Annotated in this window: 12 protein-coding genes and 1 tRNA gene; 6 read left to right on the top strand and 7 right to left on the bottom strand. The window is 47.2% G+C overall.

Annotated elements, in window-relative coordinates:
- Positions 1-50 precede the first annotated feature (50 nt).
- The 4 genes from AC3CIC_RS04600 to yejK form a co-directional block, all read right to left on the bottom strand.
- Entirely contained in the window at positions 51-2507 is a 2457-nt protein-coding gene (locus AC3CIC_RS04600) for an ATP-binding protein (RefSeq protein WP_488515472.1), read from the bottom strand.
- A 42-nt stretch (positions 2508-2549) separates the two neighbouring features.
- Positions 2550-2951 (bottom strand): Hpt domain-containing protein, encoded by a 402-nt coding sequence (locus AC3CIC_RS04595; protein ID WP_488515471.1) that lies wholly within the window; start codon positions 2949-2951, stop codon positions 2550-2552.
- Positions 2905-3834: an Hpt domain-containing protein gene (locus tag AC3CIC_RS04590; RefSeq protein WP_488515470.1), complete on the bottom strand. Its 930-nt coding sequence runs from the start codon at positions 3832-3834 to the stop codon at positions 2905-2907. Before AC3CIC_RS04590 ends, AC3CIC_RS04595 begins: the two co-directional genes overlap by 47 nt.
- Positions 3835-4047: 213 nt before the next feature.
- Entirely contained in the window at positions 4048-5061 is a 1014-nt protein-coding gene (gene yejK / locus AC3CIC_RS04585) for a nucleoid-associated protein YejK (protein ID WP_488515469.1), read from the bottom strand.
- 76 nt (positions 5062-5137) lie between these two features.
- Between yejK and AC3CIC_RS04580 the strand changes: the two genes are divergently transcribed.
- The 5 genes from AC3CIC_RS04580 to AC3CIC_RS04560 all read left to right on the top strand — a co-directional run bounded on the left by AC3CIC_RS04580 (position 5138) and on the right by AC3CIC_RS04560 (position 10192).
- On the top strand, positions 5138-5356 hold the full coding sequence (locus AC3CIC_RS04580; protein WP_016958401.1) for a YejL family protein: 219 nt from the start codon (positions 5138-5140) through the stop codon (positions 5354-5356).
- Positions 5357-5412: 56 nt separating this feature from the next.
- Positions 5413-7287: a DUF3413 domain-containing protein gene (locus tag AC3CIC_RS04575; protein WP_488515869.1), complete on the top strand. Its 1875-nt coding sequence runs from the start codon at positions 5413-5415 to the stop codon at positions 7285-7287.
- Between the two features lie 132 nt (positions 7288-7419).
- Positions 7420-7496: transfer RNA gene (locus AC3CIC_RS04570), tRNA-Pro, on the top strand.
- A gap of 130 nt (positions 7497-7626) precedes the next feature.
- The gene (locus tag AC3CIC_RS04565; protein ID WP_488515468.1) at positions 7627-8385 is read left to right on the top strand and encodes a sulfite exporter TauE/SafE family protein; all 759 of its coding nucleotides are present in this window, start codon (positions 7627-7629) and stop codon (positions 8383-8385) included.
- A gap of 211 nt (positions 8386-8596) precedes the next feature.
- The gene (locus AC3CIC_RS04560; protein WP_488515467.1) at positions 8597-10192 is read left to right on the top strand and encodes a sensor domain-containing diguanylate cyclase; all 1596 of its coding nucleotides are present in this window, start codon (positions 8597-8599) and stop codon (positions 10190-10192) included.
- On the opposite strand, the gene AC3CIC_RS04555 is transcribed toward AC3CIC_RS04560, so the two are convergent.
- From AC3CIC_RS04555 to AC3CIC_RS04545, 3 genes are all read right to left on the bottom strand, one after another.
- On the bottom strand, positions 10174-12108 hold the full coding sequence (locus tag AC3CIC_RS04555) for a DNA topoisomerase III (protein WP_488515466.1): 1935 nt from the start codon (positions 12106-12108) through the stop codon (positions 10174-10176). The genes AC3CIC_RS04560 and AC3CIC_RS04555 overlap by 19 nt on opposite strands.
- Positions 12109-12219: 111 nt before the next feature.
- Positions 12220-12768: an NAD(P)H nitroreductase gene (locus AC3CIC_RS04550; RefSeq protein WP_488515465.1), complete on the bottom strand. Its 549-nt coding sequence runs from the start codon at positions 12766-12768 to the stop codon at positions 12220-12222.
- A 107-nt stretch (positions 12769-12875) separates the two neighbouring features.
- Entirely contained in the window at positions 12876-14885 is a 2010-nt protein-coding gene (locus AC3CIC_RS04545) for an NADPH-dependent 2,4-dienoyl-CoA reductase (RefSeq protein WP_488515464.1), read from the bottom strand.
- A 159-nt stretch (positions 14886-15044) separates the two neighbouring features.
- Between AC3CIC_RS04545 and sppA the strand changes: the two genes are divergently transcribed.
- On the top strand, positions 15045-16901 hold the full coding sequence (gene sppA / locus AC3CIC_RS04540; RefSeq protein ID WP_488515463.1) for a signal peptide peptidase SppA: 1857 nt from the start codon (positions 15045-15047) through the stop codon (positions 16899-16901).
- Positions 16902-16943: the final 42 nt, after the last annotated feature.

The following is a 16943-nucleotide window of genomic DNA, read 5'->3' as shown; positions in this document are numbered from 1 at the left end:
ATCAACATTTAGTGGGTAAGCCCGTTGAAACTCACGTCAATCAAGGCGTTTTATACTTCGACCTCAGTAGACAGTGCTTTGATGCAAGCAATATAGATGTCATTTTCTCGAAGTGGCTTACCGATATGACCTTGCATACCATTGCTGATACAGCGCCAAATATCATCTTTCAGCACATTTGCTGTCATTGCCACAATGGGGGTTTGGCGATTAAAACTGTCAGAGGATCGAATTTGCCTCGTGGCTTCTAAGCCATCCATCAACGGCATTTGTATATCCATAAAGATGATGTCATAACCTTGCGTCTTGGTCTTTTCTAGTGCTGCAAGCCCATCTGTTGCCCTGTCCACAGAAAAGCCAAACTTCATCAGCATCTTTTCGGCAATCATAAGATTGATCGCATTGTCTTCAACCAGCAAGCAATGCTTGCCGGAGAAAGCATCATTGTGTTGCTTGATCAGCTCTCGACCTTTTAGTTCGACACTGTCTTTTTCAATTTGGAGTGGCAACATGACACTAAACTGACTGCCTCTCCCAACTTCACTGGTGACAGATATTTCCCCACCCATTAGATCAATCAATTGCTTAGTGATGGCCAGCCCAAGCCCCGATCCCCCATAACGGCGAGTCGTGGACGTATCCGCTTGTTGAAATTCATCAAAAATAAGGCTGTATTTTTCCTTAGGAATACCGACGCCCGTATCCGACACTCGAATATTAACGCCAGTGTATCGACCCCCTTGCTTATCAACCGTCACCTTGAGGCTTACCAGCCCTGTTTCAGTAAATTTCAGCGCATTTGATACCAGATTAAGCATAATTTGCTCGATGCGGTGAGCATCACCTAAGAAGCGCCGAGGGCACTCCGCTTCGTAGAAGAAATCAAAGACCAATTGAGGTTTATTGATAATGGTTGGCAACATCAGGTCTCGAATGTAGCTACCTACCTGTTCAAGATCGAATGGCGCTTCTTCCAGTTTCAGGTGATTGGACTCCATCTTGCTGAAATCTAAAATATTGTTAATAAGCGACATTAACCCGCGCGAAGAATGTGAAATAACAGACAGATATTCCGCTTGCTTACCAGACATGGGCTCATCTTGCATCAATGAGGTAGCACCGAGTATGCCGTTCATTGGCGTTCGTATTTCGTGACTTATATTTGCAAGAAACAACTGCTTCGCCCGCGCAGCTTCTACCGCACGTTCGCGGGTTTCTACCAAATTGGTACTGAGCTGATTAAATTCCCGAACCAACATGCCTAATTCATCTTGTTCCGGATAATCAATTGGGGAAAAAGGCACATCACCACGCTGACTAACAAGGGCGCTTCGTACACGAGCCATAGGACGAACGATTTGCGAATGAATGGCAATGTATGCCATTGCCACCAGCAAGATGACCACCAGCACCATGGCGAAAAAGAGATCGTTTTTCAGTTTTGTCGCTTCAACCAGTAACAACCGCTCTGGCAATGCCCCAACCAGCAACCAATCGGTATCCGGCAGCGTCCGCCCGAAAACTAACGTTGCTTCATGTAAGATAGGATCTCGTTCGAGACGATGGATGAACAGACGCTCTGTAGGCTGAAAAACCGTCGGATTGGGGGTTAGTTCAGCAGCAACGGAGAGTGCATACCCCAAATCAATATCAGGGGAAGAGGCAACAATAGACTTAGCCATCTTTTGTAAGTTGGGGTTGCTTTGGATCACCAGACGCTCACCTTGCGTGGCAAGACTAATGACTAATGCCAACTCCGAAAAATCGGGTTGGGTATTCGCAATCTCGCGTACACTCGGCAACGGTGTTAGGCGATCACCAGAAAGCGCATCAGGATATGACATGATGCGGCCACTTCGGTCGAACATCACCATATATCCGCCCAATTTCTGCCCACTTCGAGACAGGAATGCCTGCAATTCGGCCAACCGAACATCAATGGTAACCACCCCAGCAAATTTACTCTGATGATATATTGGTACGCTGCAAGTCACCATCGGCTCATTGGTGTAAGGGTCAATATACGCTCTCGACCAATAGGCTTCTTCTTGAGACAGTCGCGCAGGCGCATACCACTCCGCAACATGGTAAGGCGCAGAGGAAGGTTGATTGTAATCCTCTATACGTGAATACGTTCCGTCTTCATTAAATGCGATGAACACAGAGGCTTTTGATCGCTCAGCATCGTAAAGGTAAGGTTCAGGCCAGAACCCGCCACTGGCAACAATGCGTTTGATGTTCTTGTTGCTGAGCATAGCCGACAGCTTTTTTTCTATCTCTGCTTCGTTGTCATCAAGGAGCAAGGTATTGGCCAGTGACAATGCGATGGTCTCAACGTTATTTGATAGCTGCCCTAAGCTTTGAGCCACGGTTTCAACCTGTGCCTCAACGCGTTGGTTAGCACTGTCTCTCACCATGCTGTCACCGGTTGTTTCCAGCACATAAACAATAGTGATAACAACAACAGTCAGCATCAAAGCCACTATCCAAAGGGCTTTAACCCCCATGGTTTTATACCAGGGTAGATCCTTCGCAAGCACGTTCAACCCTCAAGACACGGTGGTTTTATGAGACTGTTCCATATCTTTCAAAACAGCTTGGATGGTGAGGCTCAACAACTTTTGAAATTGTTTGACAGAGGCAAGGTCGATTGGCATTCCTTCTCTAAGCGTCGCTTCAGCGCTCGTGCAATACGCTTGTAACGCAGTCGCTCCGATATTGCCGGAAACACCCTTTAAGTTATGCATTAACGAACGGGCTCGAGCAATTTCACCCATTTCTACGTGTTTTTCGAGAGCGTGACCGTCACCTTGGTGTTCCGCAACAAACATGGTTAATACCGATTCAACAGCTGACATGTCATCTTCTAGTTGCTCTTGCAAAATGGTGCCATCAAAAAGTGGTTCAGAAAGATCGATAGATTGGAATGACCTTAACCGTATTGATGTCACTCATTTCCTTTTTCACGCTGTTAATTTGCACGTTATCTGTCTGAGTACTAACAAAGCTATACCTCAGTATTACCTGAGCAATCAACATTGCAAAAGCCACAAACAGTGCTGAAATCGTGTTATCAAGGAGCGCCAATACTTGTGTTGTCCAATAGGTTTGTTGCTGAGTCATTGAACGAACAAATTTATGGTTGATCACAGCATCGACACTTTCAAACTGTCGATTAATACGCTCCAAACTCGTATACAAGGTATAAAGTTGCACGTGTTCAACGTTGGATTCCAATCTTGTCAGCTCACCTTCAATCTCGGAAATATAGCGGTTAAAGCGCTCAACACGATCAGTCTCGGTGCCATGATTAAAACCATGCAGCTCGAATAAAAGATAACTACTGACGGATTGATACAGTGCCGTAAGCTCTGGAGAAGAGCGAGAATCCAAGAGATGCTTAAGCTGCTCAGTGACTCTCGATACGGCGTAAATTGATGCAAGTAGATTATCGACATCTTCAACAAAGGCATCCGCATCTAACAACGTTTGCTGAATATCATCCCAATTGTCTTCGATAGTGTGCGATTTGGTACGCAGTAACAGATAACGAAAGTGCTGAACTTCTTGCTCAAGGTTCTTACGCTCTTTGTCTTGGTTCAACATGGAAGCCGACACCGTTTGGCGCAACTGTTGTGCGGCATTGTTCAATTTAACAATGTGCGTCGTGTGATCTTTCGTATGCTTCATATCTGTATACGCAAATAGTGCATAGCAAAAAGACACAATAAACCCTCCCCACAGCAACAGGGACAACCAATGCGTCAGCGTGCGTCGGCGTGCGTTTAAGGTGAGCTTTTGGTTTAATTGAGACAATAGAGGAAGCGGTGTCACTGGCGGTCCTTGTTTTTTGAATTCAACCCTAATGAGTTCAGATGCCTACACATTTATCACGCACGGTCTGCGAGACAAAGTAATAGTTTTACAACACTTACTTAAAATTAGGTAATTTGTCTTATTTTGCAAACACATTGGGGAAAACTTGTATGATTGCGCATACGCATTGTTCGCAAAGGACATGACAAACAAGGCGTATGCACACAAGTGTTACTCTTCGACGTTTAAGCGGCGTGTTAATTGGTCTCGCAGATTTGGCGGGGTGCCTTTGATGGTCAGCGTATCAGTCGCTGGATCGTAAAAAACACGCTCTCCAAGCAACATGCTGTCAAAATTAATCGACAAACCACCGCCGCCGCCCACAAATTTAGTCAGCTTTCGCATGGATGTTCTGTCGGCGGGGAAACTCTCTTCCAGCTCATAACCTTGCTCAGAGGCGAACTGATAGAAATCAACACCCTGATCATTTTTTGGCAACTCACTCGCAAGCTCTTTGACGATCACTTCGTCACCAGCCTGAAGCTGACCGTTGCAGTAGTCATAAACTTGTTTACGATATTCTTGCTTTTCTTCTTTCTCCAAGCGCGAATCCGCACAGTAATCCTCGACGGCCTGCATCAGAACAAGGTTTTGCTGCTTCGTATCCATGCCAACTTCGGCTTGCATGAAATCGAGGAAGAAATCTGCCACTTTGCGGCCGACACGCCCTTTGATGAAGGTCAAATAGCGGTTTGATTGCGCATCGGTTTCCCATGTTGATAAATCAATACGCGCAGCAATGTCCATTTTGGCCACATCAAGGTAGTCGGTCGAGCTGATCTCCAGATCATCCGTGACTTTCATGCTGGCTTTCGATTCTAACAAACCAATGAACAGATATTCCGTTGCAAGTGAACGGTATTCCGCGATCACTAACACCCCTTCATCAGCAAAAGGATATTTGGATAACTCCGTTTTTAATCGCTCTGCCGATTGAGATGAAAATGATAGAAAATCGAGTTCTTGCTTACGGCATGCTTTCAACCAGCTGGCAACATCGCTTTCTTCGGCAAACTGGCCAAAACCTTTTGCCGCTTTGGCGTTGTACACACGATGGACTTCGCTGATCAAATTTTCCGTTGAAGGTGAATGAGTTAGCATCTGATCTCTCAGGTGCACGACCAATGAATCTTCACTATCTTTTTTAAGTTGATGAAGAATAACGTTTGAAAGCGTGAGGCTCATAATTGAAAACATTTTTCGTCAGACTAGAGTGTGAGGTATTATACGCGGCTTCTGCTGACACAAGACAAGAGTTTCTATGCCTGTTACTTCTAAATATCAAGATAAAAACGTTGAACAGATCCTCAACGATGTGGTCAATGTTCTTGAAAAGCACAAAGCTTCGACTGACCTTTCACTGATGGTGGTGGGCAACATTGCTACTAATCTGATGAATAACAACCTGCCAGCTGCGCAGCGAAAAGTGATTGCGGAAAAATTTGCTCAAGCTCTGCTGTCTTCAATCGATACAGAGTAATAAGACCGCGTCGGAAATTTACGCGCACAGTAAAACAAAGAGAATAATTGGCCTTTATGGTAGACAGCGGAAATACATACAGGGACAAGGTGTCACAGCTGATAAGCTGGGGACACTGGTTTAGCTTTTTCAATATTATCGCAGCCATGTTGCTGGGGACGCGCTACATAGCGCAATCCGGTTGGCCCGAGACATTGATCGGACAAACTTATCAGTTGCTGACTTGGGTTGGTCACTTCGGTTTTATTGTTTTCGCTGTCTACATTCTGGTGATTTTCCCGGCAAGCTTCCTCATTCCGTCTCAACGACTCATGAGGCTGTTTGCCGTTCTCGTTGCCACAGCAGGCATGACAATACTGCTGTTGGATATTTACGCCTTCGAAACTTTACACCTCCACCTCAATCCATTGGTGTGGGAGCTGCTATTAAGCGGCGAAAAAACTGACATGAACGCCCACTGGCAATATTTATTTGTTGTCGTACCTGCTATTTTCCTTCTTGAAATAGCCATGTCTGAATGGGTTTGGCGCAAACTCCGTAAGCTTTCTCGCAAGCGTGTTGGCGTGCCAATTGCCGCTGTGTTCGCCGTCTGCTTTCTTGGAAGTCACCTCATTCACATCTGGGCAGATGCATTCTTGTATAGCCCGGTGACCGCACAGCGCTCTAATTTCCCCATTTCTTATCCTATGACGGCCAAAACCTTCATGGAAAAATATGGCTTGCTTGATCGTCAGGAATATCAACGTCGTCGTGACGAACTCGGCAACCAAGAAAGCGAAGTCATTCGCTATCCGCTGGAAAAAATTTCATTCGCCGCAGATGCATCAAGCTACAAACAGAATTTACTGATTGTGATGGTTGATGGTCTTCGTGCAGATATGCTCGACCCAGTCGTCATGCCAAACCTCAGCCAGTTCGGCAAAGATAACATGACGTTTTCCCATCATTACAGCTCCAGCAATGATGCAATGGCGGGTATTTTCGGATTGTTTTATGGCCTGCCTGGCAGCTATGCACAAAGTGCTCGCACTGAAGGCCTAAGCCCTGTACTTATCGACACACTCGATAAAAAAGGCTATCGCTTTGGCTTATTTAGTGCCGACAGCTTTGACAACCCAATTTACTACCAGAGTATTTTCGGCAAAAACCTAGAAAACACGACGAAAGTTAACTCAAACGAGGCTTGGGTTGCTGACCATATGGCCGCCGACAATTTGGACAAGTGGATCAAACAAGGCGATAGCAAAAAACCTTGGTTTGCCTATCTTGAGCTAAAAAGCGTCACCGAGTATGAACAAGGTGGCGACTATGACCGCCCATTCCAACCTTCTCTAGACAATGAGCTTGCCAACGTTGGCGATCACACCGCACTCGTACTGAAAAACAGCTACAACAATGCGGCATATTACGTTGATGGCTTGTTGGGTGAACTTTTTGACACACTTGAACAGAATGGTCAGCTTGATAACACCGTGGTGATGGTTACCGCAAACCATGGCACAGAATTCAATGAAACCGGTTCAAACAGTTGGGGCGCCAATACCAACTACAGCCAATACCAGTTGCAAGTGCCTTTGGTCGTTCATTGGCCAAATCAAAGCCCACGAGAAGTCGACGCTTACAGTTCACACTTGGACATCGTACCGACGCTAATGGAGTCCATGCTGGCTGCAGACAGCCCTGCGGAGCTTTATACCAGCGGTCGCAATCTGTTCGAGCTTGCTGATAAGCCACGTCGATGGGTGATTGCAGGTGATAGCCGCGACATTGTCGTGGTTCAGCCAGACAAGACAACCGTGGTAGACAAATTTGGTAATTACCGCATCTATGACAGTAATTACAAGTTACAACCTGAAGGTAAACCTCAGCTATCTGTACTCATGCAGGTGATGCACGAACTCAAGCGGTTTTATCATCCAGACGAAAGCTAATGCAAAAACTGATGCATAGGCAGCCTAAGTGGCTGCCTTGTTTTTTTGTCCAAATGATTGAAATACGCAAACTAAATGAAGAAAGTCGATTGACACTCAAATCATGTGTTCGTAACATGACTTTCGTGGAGTCGGTCTGTAGCGCAGCTTGGTAGCGCACTGTCATGGGGTGTCAGGGGTCGGAGGTTCAAATCCTCTCAGACCGACCATTATTTTTAAAAAGCCCGCAGCATTTCGCTGCGGGCTTTTTCCGTTTTAGAAACTCAGCCATGCATCGGTTAGTATCAAAATGTGGTTGCTAAAGCGTTTCCCTTAAAGTTATTACTTTGGATTGAAGATATGGAAGTCTCGATTGAATTTGGCGTACTGCTGGTCGTTCTCGGGTTTATCGCCGGGATTATTAACACACTGGCAGGCGGCGGTTCGAACCTGACCATTCCAGCACTGATTGTCTTAGGCATGCCCGCTGAAATCGCAAATGCAACCAACCGTGTAGGTGTCCTGATGCAAAGTGTTGCAGGCGTAGCGGGTTTTCGTCACCACAAACGACTTGAGCAAACCGATCTTATCCCAATACTCATTCCTACTTTGATAGGGGGTGTTGCAGGAGCCTCAGCAGCAGCGTGGCTGCCTTCAAGCATTATCAAGCCAGTCCTACTCGGGACCATGCTACTTATGGCCTTCATCATGCTTGTGAAACCCAGCATGGTCAGCCCCGATGCTAACGAACCCTTTCGGATGATGAAAGACACCCCAGCCTCATGGGTTGGGCTGGGCATCGCCGGATTTTACGGCGGCTTCGTGCAAGCAGGCGTCGGTTTCGTGTTGCTGGCAGCACTATGTGGAACCTTGCGCTATGATCTCGTGCGCGGCAATGCACTCAAGCTCGTCTGTACTCTCGCTTTCACTTCTGTCTCTCTCATCATCTTTATCTGGCAAGATCTCATCTTATGGCTACCCGGTGTACTGCTCGCTATTGGCTCCATGGCAGGGGCATGGTTGGCAGTGAAATTTGCCATCAAAGCCAATGCCAGCACCTTAAAATGGTTCTTGTTTCTAATGACTTTAGTGGGTTGTATTTTCGCGTACACATCGTGACGTCAGCCACATATTTTTCATTTAAAATTCAAGTGGCTACTAGCTGATATCAAAAACATTTACTTACATCACAACCTACAAATCTCAGCTGTGACGTCAGTCGAAGATGATGGACAATCCGCAAATTATGATACTAATTGCTGTCATACTTGCTGAAAAATATTAGAAGCAAAATCACACTTTTCGTCAGTCACTAAGGGAGTCATAGGGCATGATTGCTCTGGATTACGCATTCTGCCTCAAGGTAGGAGAAGCTATTTGTCCACAGAAGGATCTTAACGATTTCTGTCTGGCTCTTGGTCTCGCATTTACGAAGCAATTCACGGATGCGCGCAGCCAATTACTCATCAACGACGAAAATCATGCTGGTTGGCAACAGTTGGCTGACATTAGGCCACGACACTTTCAGCTGTTCTCGCCCATGATACCCATCAGTGAACATGACGATTTATTGTTAACCCGTCTATTAACAGCAGAAAGCGATCATCTTTATAACGATGTGTTTAATCAACTGATCCCTCTAAAAATCAGAGGAAGCAGTTATGGCTATCTGCTATTAAAGACACCGCATAAATATCATGTCGACCGTCATGCCCTTGAGATGCTGTCTCTCTTGATTTCCGGTGCATTAGATAGCCACCTTCAACACCATGCATTTCTGTTAGAAAGATCTCATCATCAAAAAACCGAAGAAAAGCGAGTTCAAGAAGTCTGTTCTCAAAAAGGGCTACTCGAGCAGCTACATATTCTGCACAAGATCTCTCTACGTCTTTGGCACTCGCACTCTCTCGACAATATGCTTCACACGGCAGTCTACGAATGCATTCATGCGCTCGATTTCGACCGAATGGCGATATTTCTTCTTAATAGCCATACCGGACTAATGCGCGGCACCTACGGTACCGACATCAATGGCACGGTCACCAATGAGCAATGGTATTGCACTGCCATGTATGAGCACTATCACGCCAAGACGACACTTGATAAGAAACAGCACATCAACATCAACGAAGGTACAGCCCTTTTTCATGACAACGTCGAAGTGGGTAAAGGGTGGAACGCGACCATTTCGCTTTGGGATGGTGACGAGCCAATCGGCTGGATAGCCTGCGATAACCTGATCACACATACGCCTCTAAAGAGTTACCATAGCGAGTTGCTGAAACTATTGGGTGTGACCATGTCACAACACCTTATTCAGCGTCGCTCCCAAGACGAATTGAAGCTGCTTAACCTATCACTCGAACAGCGGGTTGCCGATCGCACTGCACAGCTAGAAGAAGTGAATAAGCGCCTAAACCGAATTTCGCGCGAAGACAGCCTGACCAAGGTTCCTAATCGCCGTATGCTTGATGAGAAAATGGAAGAAGAGTGGCGTAGAGCCATCCGTTATCAAACGCCGCTTTCTATTTTGATCGTCGATATTGATCACTTCAAACAGTACAACGATTTATATGGTCACGCCTTAGGTGACAAATGCCTCGCTCAAGTGGCTGAGACGCTAAGCCAGGTCGAACGCAGAGCTGGCGCAATCCTTGCGCGATTTGGGGGTGAAGAGTTTGTCTTTTTGCTACCAGGCAGCAACAGCGAAAATGCAAAATCCGTTGCTGACCGCGCATTGGACGCAATAACAGCGCTACAGATCCCACATGATGATTCACCTATTTGCCCTTATGTGACTGTCAGCATCGGTGGGAAAACCTGTATTCCAGACAAACCTAACAGCCAGCAGCAATTGTTTATTGATGCCGATGTTGCGCTTTATGAAGCGAAAAGCTGCGGAAAAAATCAGGCCTTCGTTTTATAGCGTTGACGACCAGCGCCGCCGTTTCCTCTTTTCTTCTTGAATGGATTAGGCTGAGACGGCAGCGAACGCAGGCTCTCGGGTACTGGCCCTTTCCTTACTGCGTTCATTAAGTCCAACAATTCCGATTCCAACGCCGACATGAACGGCTGATAGGCTCCCTTCTTTTCGGCCATATCTTGCAGTTGGCGCTCCCAATGCGCTGTCATGTCAGGGTATGCCGCTTTTTCTGGTAACGCGTCAATAAGACCACACGCCGATGCAGTAGCTCTTATTTGCTTACCTTCACGCGAGAGTAAACGACGTTTAAACAACAATTCCAGAATGCCAGCGCGGGTCGCTTCTGTGCCTAATCCGTCTGTATCCCTCAGTATTTTTTTTAACGACGCTTCTTTCACAAATCGTGCAATGCCAGTCATCGCTTGCAACAACGTCGCTTCAGTAAAATGCCTTGGTGGCTCAGTCATACAATCTTTAATTTCACCTCGTGCGCACGTCAGCACAGTGCCTTTATTTAACGGTGGCACCTGACTTTCTATATCTTCTTTTTGCGCTGCGTTATCTCGCGTTAACAATGCCCGCCATCCGGGCAGAGTCAACTGTTTGCCTTTGGCAATGAAGATGCCTCCCGCAATATCGAAATCGAGCTTTGCTTCTACATATTCAGCCGCAGGGTAAAACTGCATCAGGTATTGGCGGGCGATCAGCTCATAAACATCACGCTCTCTGCCACTTAACGCATTGCTGCTCTTCCCTGTTGGAATAATCGCATGGTGCGCTTCTACTTTGCTGTCGTTCCACGCTTTGGATTTCAACGACAAGTTAGCGTTTTTCACTGCATCACTGAGCGAAGACACCGTGTTGCCAATTGCTGCTGTTACGGTAGACGCTTCTTTCAAATGCTCTTTCGGTAAATAGCGACTGTCCGAACGCGGATAGGTGATGACTTTATGTTTTTCGTACAACGACTGACAACACGCTAATACATCAACCGCACTCATGGTGAAGCGTTTGGCGGCATCAATTTGAAGTGCAGACAGGCTGTAAGGCAGAGGTGGGGCTTGCTTTGTACCTTTGCGTTCAGACACGACAACCGTAGCAGGTTGATTAACAATACGCTGGGCGACATTTTCCACCAATTTACGCGAGAGTACCCTACCTTCTTCATCTTGCCATGGCTGGCACGATTCGCTCGGCTGCCAACGCGCCAAAATATCACTGCCTTGGTAAGGAATGACCGCATCAAGCTGGTAAAAAGGTTTCGGCATAAATGCGGCGATTTCTCTGTCACGACGCACGACCAAACCAAGCACTGGGGTTTGTACGCGCCCTACCGACAACACACCCTGATACCCTGCCTGCTTACCCAGCAATGTGTATGCGCGAGACATATTCATGCCATACAGCCAATCGGCACGAGAGCGAGCCAGCGCCGAGACAGAAAGCGGGACAAAATCGAGGTTACTGCGCATGGCTGATAACGCTTTTTTCACGGCAGATACGTTAAGGTCGTTTATCAGCAAACGTTGTATGCGCTGTTTTTTCTTGTCCGCCAATTTGGCATAACTAAACACTTCATCCACCAACAGCTGCCCCTCTCGATCAGGGTCACCCGCGTGGATAATATCGTCAAATTGGCGGAGCAGTTTTTTTACCACTGAAAGCTGTTTAGCCGCAGATTTTCGTGGTTTCAGAATCCATGGTTCAGGCAATATTGGAAGATCGTCTAAACGCCATACTTTGTATTTTTCGTCGTAAGCGTCAGGCTCTGCTTGTTCAAGCAGATGACCAATACACCAGGTTACCGCGTCGCCATTGGCAGCCTGGACATAACCATCGTGATTTTTATGGGGCTTGGGTAAAGCGGCAGCGATTGCGCGACCAAGACTGGGCTTTTCTGCAACAAAGAGTCGGGCCATGGGAAACCATCAAACAGAGCAATTGTCGACAATTTAGCGAAATTAAAAGGGCTTAACAACAATTAACTGGATATTTATCCAGTTAATTGTGAGGTGGCATGAGGTGTAGCCTTAGAGGTAAGAAACGTATTTGCTGGTATCACGTTTGGGGGCATTAGCAGGTGTGCAATCTGGCGTCCCGATGTAAAGGAAGCCGACAATTTCATCATCCCCCGACACACCAAACGCTTCACGCACGACAGGATGATAAGCCCATTTCCCTGTGCGCCAAAAGCCTTGATAGCCCTGTGCAACGGCTGCCATTTGCATTGCCTGCGCAGCACAACCCGCAGAGATATGCTGCTCAATCACAGGTACCTTATCGTGGTGCTTAGTACGCGCTATTACGGTGATCACCATGGGTGCGCGAAAAGGCGAATTCGCGGCTTTTTCCACCACGGCATCTTCTTCATTATCAGCTTGAGCAGCGCGTTTAAGGATGGAAGAAAGCTTATCTAAACCTTCGCCTGTCGCAACCACAAACTCCCACGGCGTTAACGCGCCATGATCAGGAGCACGAAGACCTGCCGCCAGCATATTTTCAAGCGCATCACCCTGAGGGGCTGGCGCAGACAAACGAGGAATAGAACGACGTTGGGTGAGTAAATGTAATGCGTCCATGAAGATCCCAATGACTAGTAAATAAAATCGCTGTTATTGCCTCTAAAAATAACACAAACCCGAAAGAACAACTCCCTCCGGGTTTTGTGGATTAATCGTCGATGTTCTTAAAGGGCTATCGCGAGTTCAACACCTTGACGAATGGCTCGCTTCGCATCAAGCTCACCGGCCTTTTCTGCACCGCCAATGATATGAGGCTTCTGACCTTGGCTTTCCAACTGATCGGCCAAATCATTCACTGACTCTTGCCCGGCGCAGATGATGACATGATCGGCGGGCAAAATATGTAACTGCCCTTCCAACGTAATGTGCAGACCGGCATCATCTATTTTTTCGTAGCTGACACCACCCAGTAGCTCGACACCACGTTTCTCAAGTGTTCGACGATGTATCCAACCTGTCGTTTTACCGGGCCCTTTGCCTACTTTGCCCGGCTTACGTTGCAGCAACCAGACTTGGCGCTGAGCAACATAATGAGGCTGTGGCAGCAACCCTCCCTCATGAGACATGGTTTGATCAATGCCCCAATCTTTTAGCCAATCTTCCAGCTTGTGCTCTTCAGGCTCGGTGATCATGGTTGCCACATCAATACCAATACCACCCGCGCCAACAACAGCGACACGAGAACCCAGTGTGGGCTTGTCTCGAATGAGCGTCTGGTAATCAATCGCTTTCGGGTGATCAATGCCCTGAATAGCGGGAATACGTGGCTTCACGCCCGTTGCAATCACCACTTCATCAAACGCTTTGAGCATCTGTGCATCAACGAGCTGATTGAGCCTGACTTCAATATTGAATTGCGCCACTTTGCGAGTGAAGTAACGAATAGATTCTTTAAATTCTTCTTTGCCAGGAATTTGCATCGCCAAATTGAACTGGCCGCCTAGCCTGTCACTCTTTTCAAATAGCACCACATCAAAACCGCGCTCTGCTGCTGTCACCGCGCATGACATCCCCGCCATGCCACCACCAACAACCGCGACGCGTCGTTTGTTGACAGCGGGAGAAATCACCAGCTCAGTTTCGTAGCACGCTTGCGGATTAACGAGACAGCTAGCGCGCTTGCCTTTGAATACGTGGTCAAGACACGCCTGATTACACGCGATACAAGTATTGATGTCGTCGGCTTTATCTTGCTCAGCTTTGACAACAAATTCTGCATCAGCCAAAAACGGACGGGCCATCGAGACCATGTCTGCTTGACCGCTTGCCAAAATATTTTCAGCGACCTCAGGGGTGTTAATGCGGTTGCAAGTTACCAATGGGATAGATACTTCACCTTTTAGGCGTTCTGTCACCCAGCTAAAGGCCGCGCGTGGCACCTGAGTGGCGATGGTCGGGATACGCGCTTCGTGCCAACCAACACCTGTATTAATAATGGTCACGCCCGCCGCTTCAAGTGCCTTGGCTAGCTCAACCACTTCATCATGGGTGCTACCTTGCTCGACAAGATCGAGCATAGAAAGACGGAAAATAATGATGAAATCATGCCCTACCCGCTCACGAACAGCTTTAACAATCTCGATAGGGAAACGAATGCGGTTTTGGTAACTGCCGCCCCAGCCGTCATAACGTGTATTTGAGCGGGCGCAAATGAACTGGTTAATCAGATAACCTTCCGAGCCCATGATTTCGATACCGTCATAGCCCGCTTCTCTGGCCAATTCTGCACTCTTTGAAAAATCCTTAATGGTATTCAGGATTTGACGCTCACTCATGGCAGACGGCGTAAACTTAGAAATAGGGGCTTTGATCTCGGAAGCACTAAGCGAAAAAGGATGCATGGCATAACGACCTGCATGCAACAATTGGAGCGCAATTTTTCCACCATGTTCATGCACCGCTTCGGTGATAGTCCGGTGTGCGCGTGCTGCTCGCCCACTGCTAAACTGCGCACTGAGAGGATGCAAACGTCCACGGAAATTCGGTGAGAAACCGCCCGTCACAATCAAGCCAACGCCACCTTTAGCTCGTTCAGCATAGAAGGCTGCTAGCTTTTTAAAACCATCGTTCGATTCTTCTAGACCAGTATGCATTGATCCCATCAGTACACGGTTTTTCAACTGCGTAAAACCAAGATCCAGTGGCGCGAGTAAGTGAGGGTACGGCAAGTTCATTCTACGCTTCCATCGTATTGTTATTCTGATTACACAACCATAAACCCGTCAAACAGAAGTTTCAAACGTTTGTTTACATTTTTACAACATAAATCAAAGCTAGGTTATCTAAACAGGATTAGTTACGATTACAGATATGAAAAGAAGCTGGGTAAACAAATGAAAACGCTTTTTAAATTCTTTGGCACCTTATTGAAATGGTGCTGGAAGATTCTAGGTTTCGCTCGTCAATTGGTGTTGAATCTGTTTTTCATCGCCGCCATTGTGTTGGTCTATTACGTCGTGACAGACGATGATGTCATCTCGCAAGAACCAACAGAACAACCGATTCAAGCGCTATTGCTTGATATATCGGGACCTATCGTCGAGAAGCAACGCAGAATTGATCCTTATGATTTTGCTACTCGCAACCTTTTTGGCCAGCAGGTTGAATTTGAAAATGTCCTCTTCGATATTGTTGAGCAAATTCGCACGGCCGCAAAAGACGATAACATTAACGGCATGGTACTGAGCCTGTCAGACATGTCTGAAACCAGCCTCACCAAGTTGCGTTACATCGCGAAAGCCATCAATGAGTTCAAAGCAACCGGTAAACCCGTTGTTGCGATTGGTGGCCACTACAACCAAAGCCAGTACTATCTAGCCAGCTACGCTGACGAGATCTACATGGCACCCGATGGTGCGGTACTGCTGCGTGGCTACGGTTCGTTCAATCTGTATTTCAAAGATCTACTCGATAAGCTCGATATCACTACGCATGTGTTTCGCGTGGGGACATACAAGTCGTTTGTTGAGCCGTATACGCGAACGGAAATGTCACAAGAAGCGCGAGAAGCTAGCTCTGTTTGGCTCAACCAGCTTTGGGGCGCCTATGTCGAAGACGTGGCGTTAAATCGCGAATTGAGTGTTGAGCAACTGTCGCCTGATACGCAAACGTTACTTGATGAACTCAAAGCAGTGAACGGTGATTTTGCGCAGCTTTCAAAACGCCTGGGTCTGGTCGATGAGCTTCTAACACGACAACAGATTCGCACTAAGCTTGCAGAAACGTTTGGTAGCAATGGAGAAGACAGCTTCAATTATGTCAGCGTTTATGACTACTCATCGCTCCAGTTCCGCTTACCAAAAGCAGACCAAATCGCGGTCGTTGTTGCCAGTGGAGCCATCGTTGATGGCTTTGAATCTGAAGGCACTGTCGGCGGTGACACCACCGCAGCATTGCTTCGCGATGCTCGCCTTAACGACGCAGTGAAAGCCGTGGTGCTTCGCATAGACAGTCCTGGAGGCAGTGCATTTGCGTCCGAAGTCATCCGCAATGAAGTAGAGGCGCTCAAAGAAGCGGGTAAGCCTGTTGTGGTGTCGATGTCCAGCGTCGCAGCATCTGGCGGATATTGGATTGCCGCCAGTGCGAATCGCATCCTGGCACAACCGACCACAATCACAGGGTCAATCGGTATCTTTGGTATCCTGACCACCTTTGAAGACGCGTTAGCAAAATACGGCGTATACAACGATGGCATTGGCACCACACCGTTTGCCGGTGTCGGCGTGACGCGCGCATTGCCTGAAGGGGTTGCGGACATTATGCAACTTGGCATTGAAAACGGCTATCAGCGCTTCATTGGCCTGGTCGCAAGCCAACGCAACCTTTCTATCGAAGACGTTGATCAGATCGCGCAAGGTCGAGTGTGGACAGGCTACGACGCAATGAAGCGAGGCTTAGTTGATCAACTGGGTGACTTTGATGACGCCGTTGCCGTTGCCGCTGAACTGGCTAACATTGACGACTACTCGTTGAACTGGCTCGAAGAACCACTAACACCCGCTCAGCAGTTTATCTATGACATTGTCAATCAAGCCATAGTGAAGCTTGATTTGAGCACAAACATCAAACTACCAGCAGCAGTACAACAGTTTGCCAACACTACAGCGACTGAAATAAATCACCTTAATAACTTCAATGATCCAAATGGACAATATGCTCTTTGCCCAAATTGCAGTTATTACGACAACTGAGAACTCCCCGGCAAGCGCCGGGGTTTTTTTAATGAATTCGAT

The organism is Enterovibrio sp. QJM3NY_24, assembly GCF_057786035.1.
The sequence above is the reverse complement of the archived record's forward strand: the minus strand, read 5'-3'. Positions and strand labels throughout refer to the sequence as shown.

Coding starts and splice junctions, on each gene's coding strand:
- AC3CIC_RS04600 (WP_488515472.1), bottom strand. CDS start 2,507: ATGGGGGTTAAAGCCCTTTGGATAGTGGCTTTGATGCTGACTGTTGTT.
- yejK (WP_488515469.1), bottom strand. CDS start 5,061: ATGAGCCTCACGCTTTCAAACGTTATTCTTCATCAACTTAAAAAAGAT.
- AC3CIC_RS04580 (WP_016958401.1), top strand. CDS start 5,138: ATGCCTGTTACTTCTAAATATCAAGATAAAAACGTTGAACAGATCCTC.
- AC3CIC_RS04575 (WP_488515869.1), top strand. CDS start 5,413: ATGGTAGACAGCGGAAATACATACAGGGACAAGGTGTCACAGCTGATA.
- AC3CIC_RS04565 (WP_488515468.1), top strand. CDS start 7,627: ATGGAAGTCTCGATTGAATTTGGCGTACTGCTGGTCGTTCTCGGGTTT.
- AC3CIC_RS04560 (WP_488515467.1), top strand. CDS start 8,597: ATGATTGCTCTGGATTACGCATTCTGCCTCAAGGTAGGAGAAGCTATT.
- AC3CIC_RS04555 (WP_488515466.1), bottom strand. CDS start 12,108: ATGGCCCGACTCTTTGTTGCAGAAAAGCCCAGTCTTGGTCGCGCAATC.
- AC3CIC_RS04550 (WP_488515465.1), bottom strand. CDS start 12,768: ATGGACGCATTACATTTACTCACCCAACGTCGTTCTATTCCTCGTTTG.
- AC3CIC_RS04545 (WP_488515464.1), bottom strand. CDS start 14,885: ATGAACTTGCCGTACCCTCACTTACTCGCGCCACTGGATCTTGGTTTT.
- sppA (WP_488515463.1), top strand. CDS start 15,045: ATGAAAACGCTTTTTAAATTCTTTGGCACCTTATTGAAATGGTGCTGG.